Genomic DNA, 26,915 nt, shown 5'->3' with positions numbered 1-26,915 from the left:
TCCACGATTCAGACCCGGACCCGGTCCCGCAGCTCGGCGAGGCGGGTGTCGCCGATGCCGCTGACCTCGAGCAGGTCGTCCACCGACGTGAACCCGCCGTGCTCCTCGCGCCACGCCAGGATGCGGGCCGCCAGTGCCGGGCCGATGCCGGGCAGGGTCTCGAGTGTCGGCTGGTCGGCGGTGTTGAGGTCGACGACGGCCGCGCCCGTGTCGTCCGCGCCGCCGGCACCACCCCCGACGGCGGCACTCCCGCCCCCGGCACCCGGCGCGTCCGGCCGGAGCGCCTCGGGCACCTCGGTCTCCCCGACCCGCGGCACGTACAGGCGTTCTCCGTCCACCACCGGACGGGCGAGGTTGAGCCGGGCGAGGTCGGCGTCGGCCGTGGCTCCCCCCGCTCGCTGCAGCGCGCCGTCCACGCGGGTCCCGGCGGGGACCTCGACGACCCCGGCCCGGACCACCGCGCCGAGCACGTACACGGTGACCGCCGCGGCACTCGCCGATCCCGAGCGCGATCCGGACCCGGGAGCGCCGCCCGTGGCGTCCGTGCTCGGACCCGGATCCGGTCGGCCGGGCGCCGTCGAGGGCGCGCTCGTCACCGTCACCCCGGCCGTCGATCGCGTCCCGAGGGTCCCGATCGCGACGACCACGAGCGCGAGCCCGACCACCACGGCGGCCAGCACCACGGCCGCTCGGGGCGAGAGCGCGAACCGGGACGCCCACGACCCGTCGGCACCGGGTCCTCCAGGAGACGAAGCAGTCATGCCCGGCACGGTAGGTCCCGCCACGGGGACGACGACGGCCCGGCGGCCCCTCCTGTGGAGGGACCGGCCGGGCCGGTCAGGTGGGGAGGACTCCGGGAGCCGTCAGCCCTTGATCGCGATGTTCACGAGCTTCGGCGCCCGCACGATGACCTTGACGATCTCGCGGTCACCGATGTACCGCTGCACGTTCGCCGAGGCCCGCGCGAGCTGCTCGAGCTCGTCCGCCTCGATCGACTTCGACACCTCGAACGAGTCGCGCACCTTGCCGTTGACCTGCACGACCGCGGTGAGCGTCTCCTGCACGAGCAGCGTCGGGTCCGCCTTCCGCCAGCCGTACGTGGCGACCGTGGCCTCGTAGCCCAGCTTCTCCCACATCTCCTCGCCGGTGTACGGGGCGAAGACGGCGAGGGCGAGGGCGATCGTCTCGACGGCCTCGCGCACGGCGGGGTCACCGGCGCCGGGGCCGCTGTCGATCGCCTTGCGGGTGACGTTCACCAGGTCCATCAGTCGCGCGATCACGACGTTGAACTTGAAGGCCTCCATCATCCCCGGCGCGTCGGCCAGGAAGCGGTGCGTCACCTGGCGCAGGGCACGGTCACCGTCGGCCCAGACGGCGTCCGGTGCCGAGGTGACGTCGAGCGCCAGGCGGTAGGCGCGGGCGAGGAAGCGTGCCGACGCCGACGGCGACACGTCCTCCCAGTTGATGTCGTCCTCCGGCGGCCCGGCGAAGCCCATCACGAGGCGGATCGCGTCGACGCCGTTCGCGTCGAGCTCGTCGCCGAGCGAGACGCCGCCCTTCGACTTCGACATCTTCGAGCCGCCGGAGAGCACCATGCCCTGGTTGAGCAGCGCCGAGAACGGCTCGGTGAAGTCGAGGTAGCCGAGGTCGAACAGGACCTTCGTGACGAAGCGCGCGTAGAGCAGGTGCAGGATCGCGTGCTCGATGCCACCGATGTACTGGTCGACCGGCGCCCACTTCCGAGCGGCCTCGGGGTCGAACGCCTGCGTGTCGTCCTGGGCCGACAGGAAGCGCAGGAAGTACCACGACGAGTCGACGAAGGTGTCCATCGTGTCCGTGTCGCGGAGCGCCGGGGAGCCGTCCACCGGGTTCGGCACGTTCACCCAGTCGGTCGCTCCACCGAGCGGCGAGGTGCCCTTCGGCTTGAGGTCGAGGCCCTCGGTCGACGGCAGGCGCACCGGCAGCTGGTCCATCGGGACCGGGTGCTCGGTGCCGTCGGCGCCGTGGATGATCGGGATCGGGGTGCCCCAGAAGCGCTGACGGGAGATGAGCCAGTCGCGCAGGCGGTAGGTCTTCGCGGCCCGGCCGGTCCCGCGCTCCTCGAGCAGGGAGATCGCCGCGGTGATGGCGTGCTGCTTCGACATGCCGTCGAGCGGCCCGGAGTTGATCATCCGGCCCTGGCCGGTGAGCGCCTCGCCGGTCGAGACGGGGTCGAGCGCGGGCAGGTCCTCGAGCGTCGCCCCCTCGGGGATGACCGGGATGGCACCGGTGACCGGCTGGTTCGTGTCGACGACGACCTTGACCGGCAGGTCGAAGGCCCGGGCGAAGTCGAGGTCGCGCTGGTCGTGCGCCGGGACCGCCATCACGGCGCCGTGGCCGTAGTCGGCGAGCACGTAGTCGGCGGCCCAGATCGGCAGGCGCTCCCCCGTGAGCGGGTGGATCGCGGAGCGGCCGAGCGGCACGCCGGTCTTCGGCCGGTCGGCGTTCTGCCGGTCGATCTCCGAGGTCTTCTGCGTCGCGGTCAGGTACGCGTCGAAGTCGGCACGCACGTCGTCAGGGGCGGCGGAGACCAGCGACGCCGCCAGGTCCGAGTCCGGCGCCACGACGAGGAACGTCACCCCGTGGATGGTGTCCGGACGTGTGGTGAACACGGTGACGGGCTCGTCGTGCCCCTCGATGACGAAGTCGACGTCGGCGCCGACCGAACGGCCGATCCAGTTGCGCTGCTGCGCGATCACCTTCGCCGGCCAGCGACCCTCGAGCTGGTTGAGGTCGTCGAGCAGCCGGTCCGCGTACTTCGTGATCGCGAAGTACCACTGCGTCAGCTTCTTCTTGACGACGACGGCGCCGGAACGGTCCGAGGTGCCGTCGGGCAGCACCTGCTCGTTCGCGAGCACGGTCTGGTCCACCGGGTCCCAGTTGACCCAGCTGTCCTTCCGGTAGGCCAGGCCCTTCTCGTACATCTTGAGGAACAGCCACTGGTTCCACTTGTAGTACTCGGGGTCCGACGTGTGGATCTCCGTCGTCCAGTCGAACGACGGCGCGTAGCGCTTGAACGAGGCCTTCTGCTGCTCGATGTTCGCGTAGGTCCACTGCGCCGGGTCGACCCCGCGCTTGATCGCCGCGTTCTCGGCGGGCAGGCCGAAGGAGTCCCAGCCGATGGGGTGCAGGACGTTGAAGCCCTGCTGCCGCCAGTAGCGGGCCACGAAGTCGCCGAGTGCCCAGTTCTCGGCGTGCCCCATGTGCAGGTCGCCGGACGGGTACGGGAACATCTCGAGGATGTACTTGCGCGGGCGCGAGTCGTCGAGGTCGGTCGTGAAGAGGCCGAGCTCCTCCCAGCGGGGCTGCCACTTCTCCTGGATGCGGCGGAAGTCGTAGGCGTCGGGATCGACGGCTGCGGGTCCGGCGGGGTGCTCGGTTGCGTTCGCAGTGGAGTGCTCGGTGGTCACGATCACCAAGGGTACAAGGCCTGGAGGCCCGCCCCGGTCCCGCCGACGCATCCTCCGTCCGGCAGGCGGTCACCCCTCGGCGAGGCGCCCGTCACGCATCCGCAGGGTCCTGTCCACCAGGTCGGCCGGGACCGGCACGTGGGACACGACCAGCACGGTGCGTCCGGCCCGCCGCGCCGCACCGACGAGGTCGCGGAGCACCGCGTCGCCGAGGTCGGGGTCGACGTCCGCGGTCGGCTCGTCGAGCACCAGCACCGGGAACGCGTGCAGCAGCGCCCGGGCGAGCGCGAGGCGGTGCGCCTGCCCGCCGGAGAGCAGCCCGCCGCGCTCCCCCACCGGGGCGTCGAGCCCACCGCGCCCCGCGACCCACGGGCCGAGCCCGACCCGGTCGAGCACGTCGCTGAGCTCGGCGTCCGTCGCGGTGTCCCGCGCGAAGAGCAGGTTCTGCCGCACCGACTGGTCGAACACGAACGGGTCCTGCTCCACGAGCCCGACCCGTGCGCGCACCGCGTCCGGGTGCATCGACCGCGTCCCGACCCCGTCGAGCGTGTACGACCCCTCGTGGTCGACGAACCGCACCAGGGCGTCCACGAGGGTGGACTTCCCGGCACCGCTCGGCCCCTCGAGCACGACGACCTCACCCGGGTGCAGGTCGAACGACACCCGGTCCACCGCGGGCGCCGACGCGCCGGGCCACCGCACGGTCAGGTCCCGCACCGCCACCCGCACCGGCCCGTCGACGACGAGGTCCGACGGGTCGGCCGGCACGTCGGGCTCCGGCACGATGCCGGCCGGGAGCTCCGCGGGGACGACCTCCTCGACCCGTTCCGCGGCGGCGCGGACCCGGCGCAGCGTCAGGACGGCGAGCGGGACCCCGCCGACGACCTCGAAGAGTGCGAGCGGCACGAAGACGGCGAGCGCCCAGAGCGGTCCGTCCAGCGCGCCCGAGACGACCGCGGGAGCACCGACCGCGAGCACCCCGACGACGGCGCCGCCACCGACCAGGCCGACGAGGGCCCCGACGAGCGACTCGACGGTCGCACGACGCCGGACGGCGCGGGTCACGCGGGCGTCGAGCGCGGCGATGCCGGCCAGGCGGTCGGGCAGCGTGCCGTACGCGGCGAACACGTCGAGGGTCCGGACGGTGTCGAGCACCAGGTCCGCGACCCGTCCGCGTTCGGCCGCCGTCTCGCGGTCCGATCGCCGCGCGACGGACAGGGTCGTGACCGTCCCGAGCAGCGCGGCGACGGCGAGGGCGACGACGAGCACCACCGCCGCGGGCCACCAGACCACCGCGACCGCGACGACGGAGAGCAGGGCGACGACCCCGGCCGACACGAGCGGGCCGACGACGCGGATCGGCAGGTCCTGCAGCCGGTCGGTGTCCGTGACGAGCCGGGTGAGCAGGTCACCGCGCCCGGTCGCCCCGAGCCCGGCCGGGGCGACCGAGGCGAGCCGTCGGTACATCTCGGTCCGGACGACGGCGAGCTGCCGGAACGACGCGTCGTGCCCGGCGAGCCGGTCGACGTAGCGCAGCGCGGCCCGGCCGAGGGCGAACGCACGCACCCCGACCATGACGAGCGTCAGGTAGAGGATCGGCGGCTGCTCGGCCGCGCGGGTGATGAGGTAGCCGCTCGCCGCCAGGAGCGCCACCGCACAGACCGCACTGAGCGTGCCGGCGGCGACCGCCTTCGCCCAGCCGGCCCCGTGCGGGAGCGCCAGCCGCAGGACGGGGGTGGGACGGGTCTCCCGGCTCACGAGCGTGCCTCCTGTCGGTGCGTCACGGTCACCGCTCCGCCGGTGCGGAGGTCGACGCGGACGTCGGCGGCGGCCAGCACGGCGGGGCGGTGGCTCGCCACGACGACGACCGCGCCGTCGGCGGCGAGCGACCGGACGACGTCGACGACGATCTGCTCCGCGTCGGCGTCGAGGGCCGACGTCGGCTCGTCGAGCAGGACGAGCGGGGTGCGGGCGCGACGCGCCCGGTACAGGGCCCGGGCGACCGCGACGCGCTGCGCCTGACCGCCCGACAGACCGGCTCCCCCGGGTCCGACCGGGAGGCTCGGCTCGACACCCAGCCCCGCCTCGCCCAGGGCGCGGCGCACGTCGTGGTCGTCGGGTCGCGTGTGCAGGGCGACGTTCTCGGCGACCGTGCCGCGCACCAGGCGCGGACGCTGGTCACCCCACGTCGTGCGGTCGGCGCGGGTGGCGTCGGCCGGGCCGGGCACCGTCACCGTGCCGTCGTGGGCGAGGACACCCCGGATCGCCGCGATGAGACTGGACTTGCCGGACCCGCTGGGCCCGGCGAGGCCGACGACGGTGCCGGGCGCGACGCGCAGGTCGAACGGTCCGACGACGACGTCGGGGCGACGGACCACCACGCCCTCGAGCACCAGGTCGGTGGCCGCGGCGGCCGGGGTGCCGGGCGCAGGTGCGCTGGTCGACGTGTCGCGTCCCCGGTCGTCGAGGACGTCGAGCACGGCGCCGGACGCCTCGACGCCGTCCTGGGCGGCGTGGAAGTCGGCACCGACCTGGCGGAGGGGTGCGAACGCCTCCGGGGCGAGCACCAGGACGAACATCGCGGCGCCGAGGCCGAGCGAGCCGTCGACGAGTCGGACGCCGATCGACACCGCGACGAGGGCGACGGACAGGCTCGCGGCGAGTTCGAGGGCGAAGCCGCTGACGAAGGACAGACGCAGGACGCCGATGGTGCCGCGGCGGTACTCGTCGGTGACGGTGCCGATGCGGTCGACCTGGCGGCGGGCACGTCCGAAGACCTTGAGGGTGGCGAGGCCCTCGACCGCCTCGGTGAAGGCGCCGCCGAGGCGGGTGAGCGCGTCGGCCTGCCGCCGCTGCAGCGCCTGGGTCGCCAGACCGATGAGCACCATGAACACGGGGATCACCGGCATCGCGAGCACGATGACGACCGCGCTCGTCAGGTCACCGAGCCCGATCGCGACGAGGAGCGCCGGGGTCGCGACCGCCGTGAGCGCGAGCTGCGGGACGTACCGCCCGAAGTAGGCGTCGAGGGCGTCGAGCCCGGGGCCGAGCGCGGTGGCGAAGCCGGCGCTCGACCGGGCGGCGAGCCAGGACGGTCCGCGCTCGGCCGCCCGGGAGAGGACGGTCGCACGGAGCTCGCTCTTCACCGTCGCCCCGGCCCGCGCCGCCAGGTCGTCCGTCGCCCACGCGGCGACGGCACGGACGACGAACGCACCGGCCAGCAGCGCCAGCGTCGGGACGAACGTCTCCGGGAGCCGGCCGTCGCGCACCGCGTCGACGCCGAGCGAGACGGCCGCCGCGATCCCCCACGCGACACCGATCGTCGCGAGTGTGCGGACCAGGCCCGTCCCCGCGGACGCGACGACGGACCAGCGCGCGGCACGCGACAGGCGCAGCAGACGAGGATCGAGCGGCTTCACCGGGAGCCCCTAGTGCGCGGCCTGGTCGATGTGGGCCCGCGAGACGCGCTTGCGGAACACCCAGTAGGTCCAGGCCTGGTAGGCCAGCACGAGCGGGACGAAGATCAGCGCGACCCAGCTCATCACCGTCAGCGTGTACTGCCCGCTCGACGCGTTGACCACGGTCAGGCTGTTCGCCGGGTCGTTCGACGCCGGCATGACGTCGGGGAAGATCGCGGTGAACATCGCCAGGACCACGGCGGCGATCGTGACCGCCATCAGCGTGAACGCCCGCCCCTCCTTGCCCCACGCGGTGCAGAGCACGGCGAGCACGAGCGCGAGTGCCGCGACGACCGAGAGCACCAGGGACGCCGGCGTCGCCCGCACGAACGCCATCGCCACCAGGAACGCGGCACCGACGACGATCGTCAGCACGCCCGCCCGGGTCGCCAGGCGCTTCGCCCGCACGCGGATCTCACCCTCGGTCTTCAGTGCGACGAACACGACGCCGTGCGTGAAGAACACCATCAGGGTCGCGAGGCCGGTCAGCAGCGCGAACGGGTTGAGCAGGTCGAGGAACGTGCCCGTGAAGTTGTGCCCGGCGTCCATCGGGATCCCGCGGACGACGTTGCCGAACGCGACGCCCCAGAGGAACGACGGCACGGCGCTGCCGATGATGATCATGAGGTCGAAGCGACGCTTCCACTCCGGGTGCTTCCGCTGGTGCCGGTACTCGAACGAGACCCCGCGGGCGATGAGCGCCACGAGGATGAGCAGCAGGGCGAGGTAGAAGCCGGAGAACATCGTCGCGTACCACTCGGGGAACGCCGCGAACAGGCAGGCCCCGGCGACGATGACCCAGGTCTCGTTGAGGTCCCACACCGGGCCGATCGTGTTGATGAGCACACGGCGGTCGGTGTCGTCCTTGCCGAGGAACGGCAGGGACATCCCGACACCGAAGTCGAACCCGTCGAGGACGAAGTACCCGACGAAGAACAGTCCGACGATCGCGAACCACAGGACTGGCAGATCCATCTCAGTACACCGTCACTTCGTGCTCGACCTCGCCGGTGACCTCGTCGACCTTCGCAGGGGCGGCGGGGCCCTCCTGCGCGACCTTCTTGATGAGCCGGAACTCGACGACCGCGAGCGCGCCGTAGATCAGCGTGAACACGACCAGGGAGATGAGGACCTCGACCCCGGTGACGTTCGGCGAGACGCCGTCCGCCGTGCGGAGCAGACCGAACACGAGCCACGGCTGGCGGCCCATCTCGGTGAAGACCCAGCCCATGATCATCGCGGCCATCGGCAGCGGGACCGACCAGGTGGCGATGCGCCAGATCCAGCGCTGCGTCGGGAACCGGCCCTTGCGGGTCAGCCACAGGCCGACGACCGACACGAGCACCGCCCCGACACCGAGGGCGATCATCCAGCGGAACGACCAGTAGGTCACCCAGATGATCGGCTTGTAGTCGCCGGGGCCGTACACCTGCGTGTACTGCGCCTGCAGGTCGTTGATGCCCTCGACCGTGCCGGTGAAGGTGTGCGTCGACAGGAACGAGAGCAGGTACGGGATGCGGATCGAGAACAGTTCGTGCACACCGTCGGGGGTGCCGAGCGTGAAGATCGAGAACGAGGCGTCCTTGCCCGTCGAGGTGTTGTAGAGCGCCTCGGCCGCGGCCATCTTCATCGGCTGGGTGTCGACCATCGTGAGCCCGAGCTGGTCGCCGGACAGCACGGTCAGCGCGCCGGACGCCAGCATCGTCCACATGCCGAACTTGAGCGCCGGCATCATCGTCTCGAGGTTCTGGTTGCGTGCGAGGTGCCACGCCGCGACCGCGATGATCACCGAGGCGGCGACCATGAAGGCCCCGAAGAGCGTGTGCGGGAAGGCGGCCAGCGCGACCTTGTTGGTCAGGACGGCCCAGATGTCGGTGAGCTCGGCGCGGCCCTTCGCCTCGTTGATCGCGAAGCCGACGGGGTGCTGCATGAAGGCGTTCGCCGCCAGGATGAAGTACGCCGACATCATCGTGCCGACGCTGACGCACCAGATGCTCGCCAGGTGCAGCGCCCGCGGCAGGCGGTCCCACCCGAAGATCCAGATGCCGATGAACGCCGCCTCGAAGAAGAACGCGAGGATGCCCTCGAGCGCGAGCGGGGCACCGAAGACGTCGCCCACGAACCGCGAGTAGTTCGACCAGTTCATGCCGAACTGGAACTCCTGGACGATTCCGGTGACGACGCCCATCGCGAAGTTGATGAGGAAGATGCGCCCGAAGAAACGGGTCAGCTGGAGGTAGTGAGCGCGCCCGGTCCGCACCCACGCCGACTGGAAGACGGCGACGACGAGCGCCATGCCGATCGTCAGCGGGACGAAGAGGAAGTGGTAGATCGTCGTCAGACCGAACTGCCACCGCGACAGGATCAGGGGATCGAGGATGTCGTTCATGCGGCGTGTCCGAGCCGGTCCGCCGCGCGCTGTTCGTGCACGAGAGATGCCTCTTCCGGGAGGAGGAACTGGTACTTGTCACCCCATCGGGACATCTCAACGCTACCGCCGGGACACCTGCTTCGACAAGTTGTAGAGGGGCACTCTGCACGAACGTGCACGAGCATTGGTCGGCACAACCGTGCGGAACGACGGTGCCCGAGCGCCCTCCGCGTGAACGACGACAGGTGCCGGGCCGAAGCCCGACACCTGTCGTTCAGTGCTGATCGGCGCCGAGCGCCGACCGACTAGAGCAGACCCTCGTCCTGGAGGAACTGCTTCGCGATCTGCGAGGCCTTCTCCTTGTCCGTGACGCTCTTCTCGTTGAGCTCGATGAGCTTGTCGGTGGTGAGCTTCTCGTTCACCTCGTCGATGGCGTCCGCAGCCTTCTCGTCGACCTTGTCGGAGACCACCGGGATGACGTTCTGCGGCAGGATCAGGTTCTCCGGGTCCTTGAGCGAGACGAAGTCGTTCGCCTTGATGCTCGGGTCCGCGCTGTAGATGTCGGCGAGCTGGACGGTGCCGTCCTTGAGCGCCTTCACCGTCAGGGCGCCGCCGGAGTCCTCGACCGCCTTGAAGTCGACGTCCACGCCGTAGACCGACTTCAGGCCCTCGGGGCCGTACGGGCGGGTCTGGAACTCGGAGTTCGCGCCGACGGTCAGCTTCTCCTTGACGTCCTTCAGGTCGGCCAGGCTCGTGACGTCGTTCTCCTCGGAGAACTGCTTCGTCACGGTGTAGCTGTCCTGGTCGGTGGCGTCGGCCTCGTCGAGGACCCGCAGACCCTTCGGCAGGGCCTTCTCGAGCGCCTCGTCGATCTGGTCCGCGCTCTTGGCCGTCGACTCCTTGTCGAAGTACTGCAGCAGGTTGCCGCTGTACTCGGGCATGACGTCGATCGCGCCCTTCTCGAGCTGCGGGATGTAGACCTCGCGCTGCCCGATGTTGAAGTTGCGCTCGACGGTGAAGCCGTCCTTCTCGAGCACCTGCGCGTAGAGCTCGGCGATGATCTCGTTCGAGTAGTACTGCTGCGAGCCGATGACGATCGTCTTCGAGTCGGACGAGGCGCTGGAGCCGCTGCTGAGCGGGTCACCAGAGGAGCAGCCGGTCAGGGCTGCGGCGACGCCGAGTGCCGTTGCGGCGGCGAGGGCGACGCGGATCCGTGCTGTGATCACGATGGGTTTCCTTCCGGGATGGGATTGCGGGCTCGCTCGCGCGATCCCTGGCGCTGCCGCGCGGACGGGTCGAGGGTGCCCTTCGGCACCGACGCCCGCTGCAGCGCGGCGAACACGATCTCGAACGCGATCGCGAGCGCGATCACGAGGACGGACGCACCGAGCATCTCGGCGTAGTCCTGGGTCTTGAGGCCGAGGAAGAAGTAGCCGCCCAGTCCCCCGGCGCCGACGTAGGCGGCCAGGGTGGCGGTGGCGACGACCTGGAGCACGGCCGACCGGACGCCACCGATGAGCAGCGGCAGCCCGAGCGGGATCTCGACCTTCCAGAGCACCTGCCACCCGGTCATGCCCTGGGCCTTCGCCGCGTCGATCGTGACCGGGTCGACGGACTCGATCCCCGCGTAGGCACCGGCGAGCACCGACGGGACGGCCAGGACCACGAGCGCCAGCAGCGGTGCCTCGAGCCCGATGCCGAGCAGCAGGCCGAAGAGGGACAGCACGCCGAGCGTCGGCAGGGCCCTGATGCCGCCGGACAGCGCGATGGAGACCCCGCGTGCCCGGCCCGTGTGCCCGATCGCGTACCCGATCGGGACCGCGATCACGGCCGCGATCACCACGGCGAGCAGGGTGATCCAGACGTGCTCCCACAGCCGCTCGGGGATCGCGTTGACGCCGGTGTAGTTGGCCGGGTCGAACACCCAGCCGAACGCCTGTCCGATGATCACGAGGCGACCTCCGCTCGCTGCAGGACCCGACGCGCGGCGCGACGGCTCCGCGGCGCCCGCCGTGTCCACGGCATGACGAGCCGTCCGAGCAGCACGAGCAGGCCGTCGAGGGCGAAGGCGAGCACGAGCACCATGACGATGCCCGAGAGGATCTCCTCGTAGATGCCGCGCGCGAGTCCGTCGGTGAACAGCGAACCGAGGCTCTGGATGCCGAGCACCGCACCGACGGTCGTCAGCGAGATCGTCGACACCGCGATCACCCGCAGGCCGGCGAGCAGCACGGGACCGGCGAGCGGGAGCTCGACGCGGAAGAAGCGCTGTACGCCCGAGTACCCCATGGCGGTCGAGGCTGCCTTCGTGCCGGCGTCGACCGAGGAGAGGCCGTCCACCGTCGACCGGACCATGAGCGCGAGACCGTAGATCGTCAGGCTGATGATCACGTTGACCGGGCTCTGCAGGCTCGTCCCGATGATGCCGGGCAGGGCGACGAACAGCGCCAGCGACGGGATCGCGTAGAGGAGACCCGCGAAGGTCACGATGCCGCTGCCCAGACCGGCGGCGAAGCGGGATCCGCCCGTGCGCTGCAGTCGGACCACCACCCAGCCGATCGGGATGGAGAGCAGGAAGCTGATGATGATCGGTGGGATCGCGATCGCGAGGTGCGCGATCGTGGCGTCACTGATCGTGTCGAGGTTCGACAGGATCCAGTTCACCGCGGTCCCCCACCCTGCGCCGGAGCACCCGGGGCGGTGTCACGCGCCCCGGCCTCTGCTGCCTGTGGCACCGCGGCTGCGGCGTCGACCACCTGGACCGGACCGGTGAGCACTCCGGCTGCCCGGCCGTCGCCGTCGACCACGATCGGGCCGGTCGGCGTCTGCTCGACGCGCAGGGCACGCCGACCGCGGCCGGCACCGATGAAGTTCGCGACGAAGTCGTCCGCCGGTTCGGCGAGGATCTCGGCGGGGGTCCCGAGCTGCGCGATCTCGCCGCCCTTCTTGAGGATGACGACCTGGTCGCCGAGCTTGAACGCCTCGTCGATGTCGTGGGTCACGAAGACGACGGTCTTGCCGAGCTCGCGCTGCAACCGGATCAGCTCGTCCTGCAGGTCGTTGCGGACGAGCGGGTCGACGGCGCCGAACGGCTCGTCCATGAGCAGGACGTTCGGGTCGACGGCGAGGCCGCGGGCCACGCCGACGCGCTGCTGCTGTCCGCCGGAGAGCTGCGAGGGGTACCGGTCCGCGAACGCCCGGTCGAGACCGACGGTGTCCATCAGTTCGAGCGCCCGGGCACGGGCCTCGCCCTTCGGGACACCCGTCAGGAGCGGCACGGTCGCGATGTTGTCGGCGACCTTGCGGTGCGGCAGCAGGCCGGCGTTCTGCATGACGTAGCCGATGCGGCGACGGAGCTGCACGGGGTCGACCCCGGCGACGTCCTCACCGTCGATCTCGACGGTCCCCGACGACGGGTCGACCATCCGGTTGATCATGCGGAGCAGGGTGGTCTTGCCGCAGCCGCTGGAGCCGACGAAGACCGTGGTGGTCCGCGACGGGATGACGAGGCTGAAGTCGTCGACCGCGTTGGTGCCGTCCGGGTACGTCTTGCGCACCGAGCGGAACTCGATCATGTGGGTGCCCTTCTGTTCGGAGGTAGCCCGACTCCGCACGAGCGTACCCGCGCATCGAGGACAGCGTTCCACCGTGACCGGTCATGACGGCTCGCGGACAACGACGCCCGCACTCCCTGTTCGGGAGCACGGGCGTCGGTGGATGGTCCGGTGCGTCGGTCGGGCGCGTCGCGCGTCCGGCCGATCGCGGTTCAGGCGGCTGCGGCGACCGCCTCGAGGTGCGCCCGGCTCATCGTGCGGTACTCCTCGATGAGCGCGGTGTCGGGAGCGGTCCGGTCGCGGAGCGCCCGGGCGATCACGGCGTGCGCGGACTCGGCCAGGACGACCCAGGCGCGCTCCGCACGCTCGCCCAGCGGGTAGCCGAAGCGGTCGTGCAGGACCTGCGCGACGGCTGCCCCCAGCGCAGCCATGCGGTCCTCCGCGTCACCGGTGCCGGTGTCCGCGGGGTCACCGAAGCGGATCGCGCGGAAGCCCGGCTCCGCGCGGTACATCTCGACGGTCGCGTCGATGAGCGCGTCGTGCGCGTCCTGCCAGGTCGTGGCGTCGCTCTCGTCGAGGGCGGTGAGGAAGCGCTCGGCGAGCCGCTGGGTGCTCCGGATCGCCAGCGCCTCGACCACGGCGATGCGGTCCGGGAAGTACCGGTAGACCGTGCCGATCGACGCCCCCGCGCGCTCGGCCACCATCGCGGTGGTCAGTCGCTCGAACCCGATCTCGTCGATCACGGCAGCCGCGGCGTCGAGGAGTCCCGCGAGGCGCGCCGAACTGCGGGCTTGGACCGGCTCGTTCCTGAGCAGTGATGATCCCCCCGGCAGTGCGTTCGATACCTCGGTGACGAGCACGTGTTCTCCTCTTGCGCTCCCGGCGGAGCGCGGTCATGTGGGATGTGACGGGAAGGACTCTCGCACAGACCGGCTGGATCATCGCTGCGACTCACCCCGTCGTGGTCGTCCACCGCCCGCCGCCGGGGTCCCGCGCGTGGGAGGATGGGGCCATGCCCGACCCGACGCCCCACGAGCCGTCGTTGGCCGAACCGATCCTCCACCGGGCCGCTCGGATCGAGGACGCCGTCCAGGAGTTCCGCGAGCACCGGGCCCGGCGTCGCGGGCTCGTGCCGACCGTGATCCCCTACACGGGCTACGGCGCACCGGGCTGGATCCGCGTGCTCTGCCGTGTCCTGCTGACGCGACGCGGCCTGGCGTCCGACGCCTCCTACTACGGCGTGCGTGGCTGGCGGAGCTTCACGAGTGTCGCCGTCGACGACGCCGAGGTCACCGTGACGGCCGGCGGCACGACCCACGTGGTGCAGTCCGACCGTGGCGGCGTGGTCGACGTGAAGGTCCCGATCGACCTCGAACCCGGATGGCAGACGGTGCGCCTTTCGGCCGGTGGGATGCGCGACGTCGAGGCCGACGTCTTCATCGTGGACCCGGACACGCGCTTCGGTCTGCTGTCCGACATCGACGACACGGTGATGGTGACGTCGCTCCCCCGCCCGATGCTCGCGGCGTGGAACTCCTTCGTCCTGACCGAGCACGCCCGTCGCCCGGTCCCGGGCATGTCCGTGCTGTACGAACGCGTACTCGCGCAGCACCCCGGCGCTCCGACCGTGTACCTCTCGACCGGGGCGTGGAACGTGGCGCCGACGCTGCAACGCTTCCTGACCCGGAACATGTACCCGACCGGCACGCTCCTGCTGACGGACTGGGGGCCGACCCACGACCGCTTCTTCCGGAGCGGCCAGCTGCACAAGCAGCAGAACCTCCGGCGACTCGCGAGCGACTTCCCGGACGTGCAGTGGCTCCTGGTCGGCGACGACGGGCAGCACGACGAGACGCTCTACGGCGAGTTCGCCCGGGAGCACCCCGAGAACGTCGCCGGTGTCGCCGTCCGGCAGCTGTCCACGAGCGAGGCGGTCCTGGCCGGTGGTCGGTCGCGCGCGCAGGAACGGACGCGCGCCGGGTCCGCACCGTGGGTGTACGCCCCGGACGGTGCCGGCATGTGGTCGGAGCTCGCTCGCGTGGGCCTCGTCGACGCCGACCCGTCAGCCCCGCTCTGATCCCTGCACCGGCAGCTCCGTCGGCTGCGCTGTGCACACCTTCAGCGCTGCCGGGCCGCACGGCGGTCGCCGGTGCCAGGATCGAGCCATGAGCACCGTCACCCCGCCGAACCGCATCGAGGACCACGCCCTCATCGGGGACACCCACACGGCCGCACTCGTCGGCCGCGACGGGACGATCGACTGGGCGTGCCTGCCGCGCTTCGACAGCCCGTCGACCTTCGCCTCACTGCTCGGGACCGAGGACCACGGGCACTGGTCGCTCTGCCCGACGGACCCGGACGCCACGAGCACCCGGCACCACCACCCGGACACGCTCGTGCTCTCCACCGTGTGGACGACGTCGACCGGCGTCGTCGAGGTCACCGACCTCATGCCGATCGGCGCCCACCGCGCGGCGATCATCCGACGGGTCCGCGGCCTGCAGGGCTCGGTCGAGGTCGAGCAGACGCTCCGCATCCGGTTCGACTACGCCCGAGCGCTCCCCTGGGTCCGGCAGATCGGCGGTGACGAGGACCCGGCGCTCCTCGCGACCGCCGGCCCGGGCTCGGTGGTGGTCCGTGGCGTGCGCTTCCGGGCCGACGACCACCGGCACACGCACACCGTCACGGTGCACGACGGCGACGTCGTCGACACCGTGCTCACCTGGTACCCGTCGCACCGCGAGCCGCCGGAGCCGCTCGACGTCGACGCCGCACTGCAGGCGACGGAGCGCTGGTGGCGCGACTGGATGGCGACCGCGCACACCGAGGGCCCCTACGCCGAGGCGAGCCGACGGTCCCTGCTGCTGCTCCGTGCGATGACCCACGGCCAGACCGGCGGCGTCGTGGCGGCCGCGACCACGAGCCTCCCGGAGGACCCGGGTGGCGAACGCAACTGGGACTACCGGTACGTCTGGCTCCGCGACGCGTCCCTGGCGCTCGCGTCGCTCATCGCCCACGGCTACCGGGACGAGGCGATGCACTGGCGCGGGTGGCTGCTCCGTGCGATCGCGGGTGACCCTGCCGACGTGCAGATCATGTACGGCATCGCCGGCGAACGCGAACTGCCCGAGCGCACGCTCGACGAGCTCCCCGGCTACCTCGACTCGACGCCGGTCCGGCTCGGCAACGGCGCGTCGACCCAGTACCAGGGGGACGTCTTCGGCGAGGTGCTGGCCGCCCTGCACGACGCGCGCGAGCTCGGTGTCGAGGAGAACGCGGACTCGTGGGCCCTGCAGCGTGCCCTGCTCGGCTACGTCGAGGAGCACTGGCAGCACCCGGACAACGGCATCTGGGAGATGCGCGGACCGCGGCGGCACTTCACGCACTCCCGGGCGATGATCTGGGCCGCCTTCGACCGCGGGGTGGCGGCCGTCGAGGAGTTCGGCCTCGAGGGCCCCGTCGACCGGTGGCGCAGCCTGCGCGACGAGGTCCGCGCGGAGATCGAGGAGCACGGCTGGAACGCCGAACGCGGCAGCTACCGGCAGCACTACGACACCGACGAGGTCGACGCGAGTCTGCTCGTCCTGCCGCAGATCGGGTACCTGCACGCCGACGACCCGCGCATGACGGGGACGGTCGCAGCGATCGAGCAGGACCTCCGCGTCGGCGAGCACGGCCTGGTCCTGCGGTACCGGACCACCGCGGGCTTCGACGGGCTGTCCGGCTCCGAGCACCCGTTCCTGGCGTGCTCGTTCTGGCTCGTCGAGCAGTACGCCGCCTCCGGGCGCATCGCCGACGCCGAGCGGCTGATGGACGTCCTGGTCGGTTACGCGAACGACGTCGGCATGCTCTCCGAGGAGATCGACGTGGCGACCGGTCACCACATCGGCAACACGCCGCAGGTGCTGTCGCACCTGACGCTCGTGTCCGCGGCCGACGCGATCGCCCGTGCACGCGGAACCACGTCGGGCCACCGGACGCGGCTCGCCGTGCACGACGGCGGGACGCGGTCGTCGACCGGCGGTGGGCGGCGGGCCGGCGCCCCGTCCTGACCGGCCGGCGGCGCGACGCGCCGCGTCGTGCTGGGCGCACCTGGTCGTTCCGGGCGCTCCTGGTCCATCCGGGCGTACCTGGTCCATCCGCGCGTACCTGGTCCTGCTGATCCGGCAGGTACGCCCGGTTCCGCACGGCACGTCGCGCGTTCCGGGGAGGAACGGGCAGACGAACGGACGGGAGGCACGGTGCCAGCCGGCACCGCGCCTCCCGTCCGTCAGGTGGCTCCGTCAGGAGACGGCGTCGGTCAGGACGACGACTCCCAGTCCGCGGGACCGCGCGAGCCCGCGCGGTACTCCTCGAGCGGCACGTCGCCCGACTTCCAGGCGTCCACGACCGGCTCGACGATCTCCCAGCACCGCTCCGCGACGTCGCCGCGGATCGAGAGCAGCGGGTCGTCGTGGAAGATGCCGTTGAGCACCTCGCCGTAGGGGGTGAGCTCGCCGTCGTCGAACGACGAGGACAGGGTGACCTGCCCCATCTCGAACGGGTTGCCGCCGCCGTTCGCCGACACGCTCAGCTCGATCTCGTCCGGGTTGAGGACGATGCGCAGCGTGTCCGCCTTCGGTCGACCGGACAGGCCGGAGGGCAGGCGCGTCACGGGCTTGAAGGTGATGAGGACCTCCTTGCGGCTGGCGCCGAGCGCCTTGCCGGAGCGGAGGGTGAAGGGGACGCCCTTCCAGCGCGCGGTGTCGACCTCGACCTGGATCTCGGCGAGGGTCTCGGTACCGCGCGACTTGTCCACGCCGTCCTCGTCCTGGTACGACGGCAGCTCCTTGCCGTCGATGGTGCCGGCCGTGTAGACGGCGCGGCGCGAGGCGATCTTCGCGTCGTCGCCCTTGAGGCGGGTCGACCGGAGGACACGCGCGAGGGACGACCGGAACTCGACCGCGTCGATCGCGGACGGGGCGTCCATCGTGACCAGGCCGAGGATCTGCAGCAGGTGCGACTGGATCATGTCGACCAGGGCGCCGGCCTCGTCGTAGTACTGCGCCCGGTTCTCGAGCCCGAGGGTCTCGTCGTAGAAGACGTCGACCTTCTCGATGTTGTCCGCGTTCCAGATCGGCTCGAACAGGCGGTTCGCGAAGCGCAGACCGATGATGTTGAGGACCGTGGTGCGACCGAGGAAGTGGTCCGTGCGGTGCACGCGCTCCTCGGGGACGAGCTCGAGCACGGTCTTGTTGAGGGCCTCGGCGCTGGCGACGTCGGTGCCGAAGGGCTTCTCGAACGCGAGGGTCGTGCCCTCGGGGAGCTCGACGCCCTGCAGCGCCTCGCAGATGTCCGAGGCGATCTGCGGCGGGAGCGCGAAGTAGAGGATGGGCTCGGCCTCGGCCGCGTCGAGCAGCGCCTTGAGGTGCTCGGGGTCGGTCGGGTCGCCCTGGATGAAGGTCGTGGACTCGAGGGTCGCGTCGACCTCGGGACCCTTGACGTCCTGCGACGCGAAGGACTTCGTGACGACGTCCTTCCACTGCTCCGCGCTGCGGGCGCTGCGGCCCGTGCCGATCAGCTGGACGGGGACCGCTCGACCGCTCTGCAGGAACGTGCCGAGTCCCGGGAGCAGCAGGCGGGAGGCGAGGTCGCCCGTCGCGCCGAAGATGATGAGGGTGCGCTTGTCGGTCACCGGAGGTGAGTCCTTTCGCTGTGGTTGCGGGGTCCGCACGGGTCAAGCCGCGCGCGGGCCGGTTGATTCCCTGTGACTTCCGGGATACCCGCTCCGGGCCGAGAGCTCGGGCCGGGTGGGGTACGGGCCCCGGACGCACCACGGGCGGCACCGGATGTGGTGCCGCCCGAGGTGTCAGGTGGATCGGATCAGTGTCCGAAGTTGCCGCGGTAGTACTCGTAGACCCAGCCGACGAGCGTGACCGTCACGAGCGCGAGCCCGATCGGCACGATCCAGAGGCCGGCCGCGAGACCGAGGAAGCAGATCGCGGTCGAACCGGCGAGCAGGATCGGCCACCACGACCACGGGCTGAAGTGCCCGAGTTCGGCGTCGCCGTCCTCGATGTTCGCGTCGGGGCGGTCCTCGGGGAGGACACCGCCCTGCGAGGACATGACCTTCCCGAGGTAGAACGCGATGAACGCGGACATGATCCCGGTGAGGCCGATCGCCACGGTGCCGACCCACTCGGGCCGCCCGTAGTAGATGAGCGCCCAGATGGTGTACGCCGCGTCCGCGAGGACGAAGAAGACGAACAGGATCCAGAACAGGTTGGTGTTGGCGCGCATGGCGTTACTTCACCTCGCCCTTCGCGGCGTCGTAGGTCGGGGCGTCCGGAGCGTCCTTCGCCGGACCCACACCGATCGGCACACCGGCCTCCGGGTGGTTCAGGTCGAACGCCGGGGACTCGGAACGGATCCGCGGGATCGACGTGAAGTTGTGGCGCGGCGGCGGGCAGCTGGTCGCCCACTCGAGCGAGCGGCCGTAGCCCCACGGGTCGTTCACGGCCACCTTCGGGGCGTTCCGTGCGGTCACGTAGACGTTGAAGATGAACGGCAGGAACGAGATCGCGAGGATCATCGAGCCGATCGTCGACAGCTGGTTCATCCAGGTGAACCCGTCGTTCGGCAGGTAGGTCGCGTAACGACGCGGCATGCCGATGACGCCCAGCCAGTGCTGGATGAGGAACGTCGTGTGGAAGCCGATGAACAGCAGCCAGAAGTGGATCTTGCCGAGGCGCTCGTTGAGCATGCGACCCGTCCACTTCGGCCACCAGAAGTAGAAGCCGGAGAACATCGCGAACACGACGGTGCCGAAGACCACGTAGTGGAAGTGCGCGACGACGAAGTACGAGTCGGACACGTGGAAGTCGAGCGGCGGCGACGCCAGGATCACGCCGGTGAGACCACCGAACGTGAAGGTGATGAGGAAGCCGACGGCCCACAGCAGGGGGGTCTCGAACGTGACCGAACCGCGCCACATCGTGCCGACCCAGTTGAAGATCTTCACGCCGGTCGGGACCGCGATGAGCATCGTCATGAGCGAGAACCACGGGAGCAGGACGCCACCGGTGACGTACATGTGGTGCGCCCACACCGTGACCGAGAGGGCCGCGATGGAGATGGTCGCGTACACGAGGGTCTTGTAGCCGAAGATCGGCTTGCGGCTGAAGACCGGGAAGACCTCGGAGACGATGCCGAAGAACGGCAGCGCGATGATGTACACCTCGGGGTGGCCGAAGAACCAGAAGAGGTGCTGCCAGAGCAGGGCACCGCCGTTGGCCGGGTTGTAGATCTGCGCGTCGAACACGCGGTCGAGACCGAGGCCGAACAGCGCGGCGGCGAGCACCGGGAAGGCCATCAGCACGAGCAGCGAGGTCACGAGGGTGTTCCACGTGAAGATCGACATGCGGAACATCGTCATGCCCGGGGCGCGCATCGTGATGATCGTCGTGATGAAGTTCACCGCGCCGAGGATCGTCGAGAAGCCGGTCATGCCGAGGCCGAAGACCCAGAGCGTCCCACCGAGACCCGGTGTGAACGTCGTGTCACTCAGTGGCGCGTAGGCGAACCAGCCGAAGGACGCGGCACCCTGCGGGGTGAGGAAGCCGCCGACCGCGATGAGCGATCCGAAGAGGTAGAGCCAGAAGGCGAATCCGTTCAGACGCGGGAACGCGACGTCCGGCGCACCGATCTGCAGCGGCATGATCGCGTTCGCGAAGCCCGAGAAGAGCGGCGTCGCGAACATCAGCAGCATGATCGTGCCGTGCATCGTGAAGAGCTGGTTGTACTGCTCCTTCGTCTCCACCACGTGCAGGCCGGGCTCGAAGAGCTGCGCACGGATCACGAGCGCCATGACGCCCGCGAGCAGGAAGAAGACGAACGAGGCGATCAGGTACATGTACCCGATGGTCTTGTGGTCGGTGGAGGTGATCCACCGGACGATGATGTTGCCCTTCCGACCGACCTTGGACGCCTGGAAGTCCGGCGTCGTCGGCGCTGTCGGCTGGCCGACGAGTGACGTTGTCATCTGACGGACCCCTACTTGTTCTCGCTCGACGCCTCGACCGGCGCCTGGTTGTTCGGTTCGTTCGTGTTGGTGTCGTACTCGTTGCCGAGCAGACCGACCTTGCCCTGCTCGCGCAGCGTGTCGAGGTACTGCTGGTACTCGGAGTCGGAGACGACCTTCACCTGGAAGAGCATCAGGGAGTGGTACTCACCGCAGAGCTCGGCGCACTTGCCCTGGTACGTGCCTTCCTTCTGCGGGATGAAGTACTCGTAGTTGGTCTTGCCCGGGAGCATGTCCTTCTTGTACAGGAAGTCGATGACCCAGAAGGAGTGGTCGACGTCGCGCGAGGAGAGCTCGATCTCGACCTTCTTGCCGACCGGCAGGTACAGCGTCGGGAGCTGCGACTCGTCGATCGCGCCGTCGCCGTTCTCCTCTTCCTGGGCCTGGATGCCCTGGTAGTAGACGCTGTCCTTCGGGTTGTCCTTGTCGATGTAGTTGAAGTCCCAGGCCCAGCGCTTGCCGTACACGTGGATCGTGGCGTCCGGGTCGTCGAAGGGCTTCTCGATCGCGGACTGGTCCTTCGCGGTGAACGCGAAGAAGCCGAGCACGAGGATGAGCGGCACGATCGTGTAGAAGATCTCGAGCGGCATGTTGTACCGCATCTGCACCGGCAGGCCGGTCTGGCCCTTGCGACGGCGGTAGACGATCGCCGCCCAGATGATCAGGCCCCACACGATGAGACCCACCGCGAGCAGGACGATCCAGCTGGTGGTCCACAGGCCGACGATGCGGCTCGTGTGGTTCGTGACGTCCTTCGTCTCCTCCGTGCCGGGGAGCCATCCGTTCATCTGCTGCTGCGTGCAGCCAGCCAGTGCGATGACCAGACCGACGGCCACCGGGACGGCCGCCCAACGTATACGGCGATTCGAACGCACTGTTACCTCTCGGAAGACGTTGCTGAGGCACCGGCGGTGCGACCGTGCCGAGCACGGAGGCCGCTCATTGCTGGTTCCCAGCTTGATTGGAACACTCCTAGCTTACTCGCAGCCGGTGACGTCTCGCGCACACCGGGCGCGGTCCGGCGCGGCATCGTCGACCCCGGCGCACCGCTTTCCCCCGGTCGGGCGGGCTCGGGCAGCGCGGGGGACGACGAACGGGGAGCGACCAGATCGGTCACTCCCCGCTCGCGTGTCGGTTCGGTCGGCGGACAACCGCCCGCCGTGGCGTCAGTGGAAGCTGTCGCCGCACGCGCAGCTGCCCTGCGCGTTGGGGTTGTCGATGGTGAAGCCCTGCTTCTGGATGGTGTCCTCGAAGTCGATGGTGGCGCCGTCGAGGTACGGGACGCTCATCTTGTCGACGACGACCTCGACACCGCTGCCGAACTCGGTCGTGGCGTCCCCGTCGAGCAGGCGCTCGTCGAAGTACAGCTGGTAGATCAGGCCCGAGCAGCCACCGGGCTGGACCGCGAGGCGCAGGCGGAGATCGTCGCGCCCCTCCTGCTCCAGCAGGCTCGCCACCTTCGCCGCCGCAGCGTCGCTGAGCGCGACCCCGTGGGCACGTGCGTCCGTCGCCGGTGCGTTGTCGGTGATGGTGTCGCTCATCCGCGCGTCTCCCTCCGGGCGGTGTCGGTCACCGCGCCTGAGGTCGATTGTAAGCACGCGAGCCGACAGGACGGGCCGTCCGTCCACAGGGCGGGGCCGGACGACGGACGGGAGGCCCGTGGCGGCGTCGCCACGGGCCTCCCGTCCGGCACTCCCCCGGTCCCCACCAGCGGTGGGGACGCGTCAGGCGCGCGTCGCCAGGCGCGCCAGCAGGATCGTCTCCGATGCGATCGCGCGGTGCAGGACCCCGAGGTGCTGCGACTCGTTCGGGCTGTGCGCCCGGGTGTCGGGGTCCTCGACACCCGTCACCAGGATCTGCGCCTCCGGGAACTCGGCGGCCAGGTCGGAGACGAACGGGATGGATCCGCCGATGCCCTGCTCGACGGCGGGCGCGCCCCAGCCCTCGTGCATGGCCGTGCGGGCCTCCTGCACCGCCCAGCCGGCGGTGTCCACGAGGAAGCCGTCGCCGGTGTCCACCTCGGTGACGTCGAGCTTCGCGCCGAACGGCACGTGGGCGCGGAGGTGGCGTTCGACGGCCGCGTACGCGTCGGTCGCCGACTGTCCGGGGGCCACGCGGACCGAGACGCGGGCGGCGACGGTCGGCAGCAGGGTGTTCGACGCGTTCGCCACGCTCGGCACGTCCATGCCCGTCACGGTGATCGACGGCTGGAACCACATCCGGGACAGCACCGGGCCCGTCCCCACCGGCCGGACGCCCGCGAGCAGTGCCGCGTCGGTGGCGAGCTCGGCCTCGGAGCGCTCGGGCACGTCGGCGTCGTACGCGGTGAGCCCCTCGACGGCGACCGAGCCGTCATCGTCGTGCAGCGAGGCGAGCAGCCGGACCATGGGGATCATCGCGTCCGGCGCCGCACCGCCGAACATGCCGCTGTGGCTCGCGTGCTCGAGGGTCGTCAGCGTCGCGCGGAACGTCACGTTGCCGCGGAGCGAGACGGTGATCGACGGGACGTCGACCGACCAGTTGTCGCTGTCGGCCACGACGATGACGTCGGCCGCCAGGTGCTCCTTCTGCTCGCTGAGGAAGGTGCGGAACGAGCGGGAGCCGAACTCCTCCTCGCCCTCGACGAAGAGCACGACACCGAGGTCGAGGTCGTCGCCGAACTGCGCGTGCAGCGCGCGGAGCGAGGCGACGTGGGTCATCACGCCGGCCTTGTCGTCCGAGGCGCCGCGACCGTACAGGCGGTCGCCGCGGAGGGTCGGCTCGAAGGGCGGGGTCTCCCACAGGGCGTCGTCGCCCTGTGGCTGCACGTCGTGGTGCGCGTAGAGCATGACGGTCGGCTTCCCGTTCCGCGCAGGACGCACCGCCAGGACGGCGGGCTGCCCGAGCTCGCGGCCGGCCTCCTCCGCGCCAGCGGTCTCCCCCTCGACCGCGGAACGGACGATGCGGACGGCGTCGTCGGCGAAGACCCCCGTCGACCGGGCCAGGTCCGCGACCGCCTCGGCACTCGCCTGCACGTGCGCCGGGTCGAACGCCGACCAGGACACCGACGGCAGCCGGACCAGCGCGGACAGGTCGGCGATCGTCGTCGGCAGGCCTCCCTGCACGTGTTCGCGGAGGGCGTCGAGGAGCGCGGGGTCGGTCGCGGGGCTGTGCTGGTCGGTGTCGGTCATGTCCCGTAATCTAGAGGAGATCCAGCACGCAACCGCAGTCAGGAACGCACCGTGGCGAAGGCAGCCCCCAAGACCAACACGACCGTCAACCCGTCGGAGGAAGAACTCCTCGAGTCCGGCAAGGGTCGTCCGACGCCGTCGCGTCGTGAGCGCGAGGCAGCCAACCGTCGCCCGCTCGTCGGCAACAGCCCGCAGGACAAGAAGGCCGCTCGCGCGCGGCTCAACACGGAGCGCGAGAAGGCCCGTGTCGGCATGGCGAACGGCGAGGAACGCTACCTCCCGGTGAAGGACAAGGGCGAGCAGCGCAAGTTCGTCCGCGACTGGATCGACGCGCGCTGGAACGTGGGCGAGGTCATGATGCCCGTGCTCGTGCTGTTCCTCATCGTCGGGTTCGCCGCAGCGCAGACCGTCCTGGCGTCGTACTCGCTCCTGCTGGTGTGGGCGTTCGTCGCACTGTTCGTCCTCGACTGCATCGTGCTGTGGCTGTCGCTGCGCAAGAAGATCACCGCGAAGTTCGGCGACATGCAGCGCGGGACGTTCTTCTACATCCTGACGCGGGCGTGGCAGCTCCGCTTCCTGCGCCTGCCGAAGCCGCAGGTGCGCCGCGGGGAGTACCCCTCGCTGTAGGCGCACTGCCACGAGCGCCGTCCGGCCGAGCCGGGCGGCGCTTCGTCGTTCCGGGTTGCTCCGGGGTGTTCCGGGGTCGCGCGGTGCCTGACGGTGTTCGTCGACCGGGCCAGATCCGTCTCGGTCGGCGTCGCGCGCCGACGGATCACGCCCGAACGCCGAACGCGAGCGGCGTGTCCTGCTCGGTCGGCTCGGTGCCCTCCGGACGGCTGGCCTTCCGGTGCTCCGGGGTCCCGGTCCCGGGGTCCCGATCCCGCGGTGCTCCGGTCGCTCCGACGCTCGGCGGTCCCGGTCCTGGTCCCGGTCCTGCGGTCTCCCGGTCGCTCCGACGCTCGGCGGTCCCGGTCCGGCGGTCTCCCGGTCGCTCCGGCTCTCGGCGGTCCCGGTCCCGGTCCCGGTCCTGCGGTCTTCCAGTCGCAGGACATGCCGCACCGAGCGAACATGAGCGGCAGGTCGTGCGACGAGAGCGGCAGCGGGCGGCGGGTCCTGCGACGAGAGTGGGCGAACCGGCGGGCCGGCCAACCGGCGGACCGACGAACAGCCCGACGGGCAGTGGGCCGTGTGCGGAGCACCGACACCACGGTCGGCGCAGAGCGAGTGCCGCCTGCCGCTACCGCGCTGCGCGCCGCAGCCGCCGACGCCGCAGCCGGTTGATGCGCATCGCCCAGGTCGGCCCCTCGTAGAGGAACGCCGTGTACCCCTGCACGAGCGTGGCGCCCGCGTCGATGCGGTCCTGCACGTCCTGCTCGCTCGTGACTCCCCCGACGGCGACGACGCAGAAGTCCTGCGGCACCGCGGCACGGACCCGACGCAGCACCTCGAGCGACCGAACGGCGATCGGGGCACCCGACAGGCCGCCGGCACCCATGGCCTCGACCTCGGCGTCCGGCGTGGTCAGCCCGGTGCGGGCGATCGTCGTGTTGTTGGCGATGATGCCGGCGAGTCCGAGGTCCACCGCGAGCCCGGCGATCGCATCGATCTGCTCGTCGGTCAGGTCCGGGGCGATCTTCACGAGCACCGGGGTCCGCCCCGCAGCGTCGCGGACGGCCGTCAGCAGGGGTCGGAGCTGGTCGGCCTCCTGCAGCCCGCGGAGACCGGGCGTGTTCGGCGAGCTGACGTTGACCGCGAGGTAGTCCGCGAACGGGGCGAGCAGGCGCGTCGACTCGAGGTAGTCGTCGACCGCGTCCTCGACCGCGACGACCCGGCTCTTGCCGATGTTGACTCCGATGACCGGGCGACCCGGGTGCCGTCGTGCCCGTTCGAGCCGCCGTGCAGCCCTGGCGGCACCGTGGTTGTTGAACCCCATCCGGTTGACGAGCGCCCTGTCGCGGATGAGCCGGAAGAGCCGGGGCTTGTCGTTGCCGGGCTGCGCCTTCGCGGTGATCGTGCCGACCTCGACGTGCCCGAACCCGAGCAGCCCGAGTCCGGCGATGCCCTTGGCGTCCTTGTCGAAGCCGGCCGCGAGACCGAAGCGCGAGGGGAAGTGGATCCCCATCGTCGTGATCCCGTCGGCAGCTGCTGGCCTGGCGTAGCGCTCCACCGTGCCGTTCAGGAACGGCACCCTCGGCAGTGCGCGGATCACGGCGAACGCGACGTGGTGTGCGCGCTCCGGGTCCATGTTGGCGAACACCGTCCGGAAGACGACCGCGTACCCGTTCCGGACGAGGCGCTCCGCGACCCCGCTCACGCGCTGCTGCCCGAGCCGGCACCGCCGGACGCTGCGGCCCCGGCTGCGTGGTGGTCACGGCGCAGCTGCGCGATCGCGTCCTCGAAGTCCTCGAGCGTGTCGAAGGCCTGGTAGACGCTCGCGAACCGCAGGAACGCCACCTCGTCGAGCTCGCGCAGCGGCGGCAGGATGGCGAGACCGATGTCGTTCGCGTCGATCTGGCTGGACCCCGACGAGCGCACGGTCTCCTCGACGCGCTGTGCGAGCACGGCGAGGTCACCGTCGGTCACCGGGCGTCCCTGGCACGCCTTGCGCACACCGGAGACGATCTTGTCGCGGCTGAACGGCTCGGTCACGCCGTTGCGCTTCACGACGTTCAACGACGCGGTCTCCGTCGTCGAGAACCGGCGCCCGCAGTTCGGGCACTGGCGTCGGCGACGGATCGAGGTGCCGTCGTCGCTCGTGCGGGAGTCGACGACGCGGGAGTCCGGGTGGCGGCAGAAGGGGCAGAACATGTCGTGTCCCAGGCTATCGGCTCGACGACGCCCACAGGGCGCGGTG

Annotated in this window: 22 protein-coding genes; 3 read left to right on the top strand and 19 right to left on the bottom strand. The window is 70.8% G+C overall.

Going from position 1 to position 26,915, the window contains the following annotated elements; genetic code table 11:
• Window positions 1-8: 8 nt before the first annotated feature.
• The 11 genes from M3666_RS07805 to M3666_RS07755 form a co-directional block, all read right to left on the bottom strand.
• Complete coding sequence (locus M3666_RS07805) at window positions 9-761, bottom strand: ComEA family DNA-binding protein (RefSeq protein WP_209683039.1); 753 nt, start codon at window positions 759-761, stop codon at window positions 9-11.
• Window positions 762-863: 102 nt separating this feature from the next.
• Complete coding sequence (gene leuS / locus M3666_RS07800; protein ID WP_374109573.1) at window positions 864-3,455, bottom strand: leucine--tRNA ligase; 2,592 nt, start codon at window positions 3,453-3,455, stop codon at window positions 864-866.
• A gap of 63 nt (window positions 3,456-3,518) precedes the next feature.
• Window positions 3,519-5,207, bottom strand: coding sequence for a thiol reductant ABC exporter subunit CydC (gene cydC / locus M3666_RS07795; RefSeq protein ID WP_251154947.1), 1,689 nt, complete (start codon window positions 5,205-5,207; stop codon window positions 3,519-3,521).
• Window positions 5,204-6,868: a thiol reductant ABC exporter subunit CydD gene (gene cydD / locus M3666_RS07790; protein WP_251154946.1), complete on the bottom strand. Its 1,665-nt coding sequence runs from the start codon at window positions 6,866-6,868 to the stop codon at window positions 5,204-5,206. Before cydD ends, cydC begins: the two co-directional genes overlap by 4 nt.
• 9 nt (window positions 6,869-6,877) lie before the next feature.
• Window positions 6,878-7,882 carry a cytochrome d ubiquinol oxidase subunit II gene (gene cydB / locus M3666_RS07785; protein WP_251154945.1) on the bottom strand — a complete coding sequence of 335 codons (1,005 nt, stop codon included), beginning with the start codon at window positions 7,880-7,882 and terminating at the stop codon, window positions 6,878-6,880.
• Window position 7,883: 1 nt separating this feature from the next.
• Window positions 7,884-9,296, bottom strand: coding sequence for a cytochrome ubiquinol oxidase subunit I (locus M3666_RS07780; RefSeq protein ID WP_251154944.1), 1,413 nt, complete (start codon window positions 9,294-9,296; stop codon window positions 7,884-7,886).
• 287 nt (window positions 9,297-9,583) lie between these two features.
• Complete coding sequence (locus M3666_RS07775) at window positions 9,584-10,504, bottom strand: ABC transporter substrate-binding protein (protein ID WP_209683050.1); 921 nt, start codon at window positions 10,502-10,504, stop codon at window positions 9,584-9,586.
• Complete coding sequence (locus tag M3666_RS07770) at window positions 10,501-11,229, bottom strand: ABC transporter permease (RefSeq protein ID WP_066658076.1); 729 nt, start codon at window positions 11,227-11,229, stop codon at window positions 10,501-10,503. Before M3666_RS07770 ends, M3666_RS07775 begins: the two co-directional genes overlap by 4 nt.
• Window positions 11,226-11,942, bottom strand: a complete 717-nt coding sequence (locus M3666_RS07765) for an ABC transporter permease (protein ID WP_066653814.1) — start codon at window positions 11,940-11,942, stop codon at window positions 11,226-11,228. Before M3666_RS07765 ends, M3666_RS07770 begins: the two co-directional genes overlap by 4 nt.
• Complete coding sequence (locus M3666_RS07760) at window positions 11,939-12,853, bottom strand: ABC transporter ATP-binding protein (RefSeq protein ID WP_066653812.1); 915 nt, start codon at window positions 12,851-12,853, stop codon at window positions 11,939-11,941. Before M3666_RS07760 ends, M3666_RS07765 begins: the two co-directional genes overlap by 4 nt.
• 191 nt (window positions 12,854-13,044) lie before the next feature.
• Window positions 13,045-13,692: a TetR/AcrR family transcriptional regulator gene (locus M3666_RS07755; RefSeq protein ID WP_066653809.1), complete on the bottom strand. Its 648-nt coding sequence runs from the start codon at window positions 13,690-13,692 to the stop codon at window positions 13,045-13,047.
• A 152-nt stretch (window positions 13,693-13,844) separates the two neighbouring features.
• Here M3666_RS07755 and M3666_RS07750 point away from each other — a divergent pair, with 152 nt between their 5' ends.
• Complete coding sequence (locus M3666_RS07750; protein WP_066653808.1) at window positions 13,845-14,909, top strand: App1 family protein; 1,065 nt, start codon at window positions 13,845-13,847, stop codon at window positions 14,907-14,909.
• 88 nt (window positions 14,910-14,997) lie between these two features.
• The gene (locus tag M3666_RS07745; RefSeq protein WP_251154943.1) at window positions 14,998-16,884 is read left to right on the top strand and encodes a glycoside hydrolase family 15 protein; all 1,887 of its coding nucleotides are present in this window, start codon (window positions 14,998-15,000) and stop codon (window positions 16,882-16,884) included.
• A gap of 248 nt (window positions 16,885-17,132) precedes the next feature.
• On the opposite strand, the gene M3666_RS07740 is transcribed toward M3666_RS07745, so the two are convergent.
• The 6 genes from M3666_RS07740 to M3666_RS07715 form a co-directional block, all read right to left on the bottom strand.
• Window positions 17,133-18,506 carry a glucose-6-phosphate dehydrogenase gene (locus M3666_RS07740; RefSeq protein ID WP_066653802.1) on the bottom strand — a complete coding sequence of 458 codons (1,374 nt, stop codon included), beginning with the start codon at window positions 18,504-18,506 and terminating at the stop codon, window positions 17,133-17,135.
• Window positions 18,507-18,694: 188 nt separating this feature from the next.
• Window positions 18,695-19,111: a cytochrome c oxidase subunit 4 gene (locus tag M3666_RS07735; protein ID WP_066653799.1), complete on the bottom strand. Its 417-nt coding sequence runs from the start codon at window positions 19,109-19,111 to the stop codon at window positions 18,695-18,697.
• Between the two features lie 4 nt (window positions 19,112-19,115).
• Window positions 19,116-20,852, bottom strand: a complete 1,737-nt coding sequence (ctaD, locus tag M3666_RS07730) for a cytochrome c oxidase subunit I (RefSeq protein WP_066653797.1) — start codon at window positions 20,850-20,852, stop codon at window positions 19,116-19,118.
• Between the two features lie 11 nt (window positions 20,853-20,863).
• Entirely contained in the window at window positions 20,864-21,766 is a 903-nt protein-coding gene (coxB, locus tag M3666_RS07725; protein WP_066653795.1) for a cytochrome c oxidase subunit II, read from the bottom strand.
• 291 nt (window positions 21,767-22,057) lie between these two features.
• Window positions 22,058-22,432 (bottom strand): iron-sulfur cluster assembly accessory protein, encoded by a 375-nt coding sequence (locus M3666_RS07720; protein ID WP_066653793.1) that lies wholly within the window; start codon window positions 22,430-22,432, stop codon window positions 22,058-22,060.
• A gap of 183 nt (window positions 22,433-22,615) precedes the next feature.
• On the bottom strand, window positions 22,616-24,061 hold the full coding sequence (locus M3666_RS07715; RefSeq protein ID WP_066653791.1) for a dipeptidase: 1,446 nt from the start codon (window positions 24,059-24,061) through the stop codon (window positions 22,616-22,618).
• A 51-nt stretch (window positions 24,062-24,112) separates the two neighbouring features.
• Between M3666_RS07715 and M3666_RS07710 the strand changes: the two genes are divergently transcribed.
• Window positions 24,113-24,688, top strand: coding sequence for a DUF3043 domain-containing protein (locus M3666_RS07710; RefSeq protein ID WP_066653782.1), 576 nt, complete (start codon window positions 24,113-24,115; stop codon window positions 24,686-24,688).
• A gap of 610 nt (window positions 24,689-25,298) precedes the next feature.
• Here M3666_RS07710 and M3666_RS07705 read toward each other — a convergent pair.
• Together M3666_RS07705 and nrdR are read right to left on the bottom strand one after the other, a co-directional pair.
• Window positions 25,299-26,306: a quinone-dependent dihydroorotate dehydrogenase gene (locus M3666_RS07705; RefSeq protein WP_066658063.1), complete on the bottom strand. Its 1,008-nt coding sequence runs from the start codon at window positions 26,304-26,306 to the stop codon at window positions 25,299-25,301.
• Between the two features lie 65 nt (window positions 26,307-26,371).
• The gene (nrdR, locus tag M3666_RS07700) at window positions 26,372-26,869 is read right to left on the bottom strand and encodes a transcriptional regulator NrdR (protein ID WP_066653777.1); all 498 of its coding nucleotides are present in this window, start codon (window positions 26,867-26,869) and stop codon (window positions 26,372-26,374) included.
• Window positions 26,870-26,915: the final 46 nt, after the last annotated feature.

Source organism: Curtobacterium sp. ODYSSEY 48 V2 (assembly GCF_023712625.1).
Classification (GTDB): domain Bacteria; phylum Actinomycetota; class Actinomycetes; order Actinomycetales; family Microbacteriaceae; genus Curtobacterium.
Note: the sequence above shows the minus strand (reverse complement) of the source record. Positions and strands in the feature narration are given on the sequence as shown.

Bases quoted from the DNA above. Each gene is read 5' to 3' on its own strand.
- M3666_RS07780 (WP_251154944.1), bottom strand. From the start codon at position 9,296: ATGAACGACATCCTCGATCCCCTGATCCTGTCGCGGTGGCAGTTCGGT.
- ctaD (WP_066653797.1), bottom strand. From the start codon at position 20,852: ATGACAACGTCACTCGTCGGCCAGCCGACAGCGCCGACGACGCCGGAC.
- M3666_RS07720 (WP_066653793.1), bottom strand. From the start codon at position 22,432: ATGAGCGACACCATCACCGACAACGCACCGGCGACGGACGCACGTGCC.
- cydB (WP_251154945.1), bottom strand. From the start codon at position 7,882: ATGGATCTGCCAGTCCTGTGGTTCGCGATCGTCGGACTGTTCTTCGTC.
- nrdR (WP_066653777.1), bottom strand. From the start codon at position 26,869: ATGTTCTGCCCCTTCTGCCGCCACCCGGACTCCCGCGTCGTCGACTCC.
- M3666_RS07805 (WP_209683039.1), bottom strand. From the start codon at position 761: ATGACTGCTTCGTCTCCTGGAGGACCCGGTGCCGACGGGTCGTGGGCG.
- M3666_RS07705 (WP_066658063.1), bottom strand. From the start codon at position 26,306: ATGGACCCGGAGCGCGCACACCACGTCGCGTTCGCCGTGATCCGCGCA.
- M3666_RS07715 (WP_066653791.1), bottom strand. From the start codon at position 24,061: ATGACCGACACCGACCAGCACAGCCCCGCGACCGACCCCGCGCTCCTC.
- M3666_RS07735 (WP_066653799.1), bottom strand. From the start codon at position 19,111: ATGCGCGCCAACACCAACCTGTTCTGGATCCTGTTCGTCTTCTTCGTC.
- M3666_RS07750 (WP_066653808.1), top strand. From the start codon at position 13,845: ATGCCCGACCCGACGCCCCACGAGCCGTCGTTGGCCGAACCGATCCTC.
- M3666_RS07745 (WP_251154943.1), top strand. From the start codon at position 14,998: ATGAGCACCGTCACCCCGCCGAACCGCATCGAGGACCACGCCCTCATC.
- M3666_RS07760 (WP_066653812.1), bottom strand. From the start codon at position 12,853: ATGATCGAGTTCCGCTCGGTGCGCAAGACGTACCCGGACGGCACCAAC.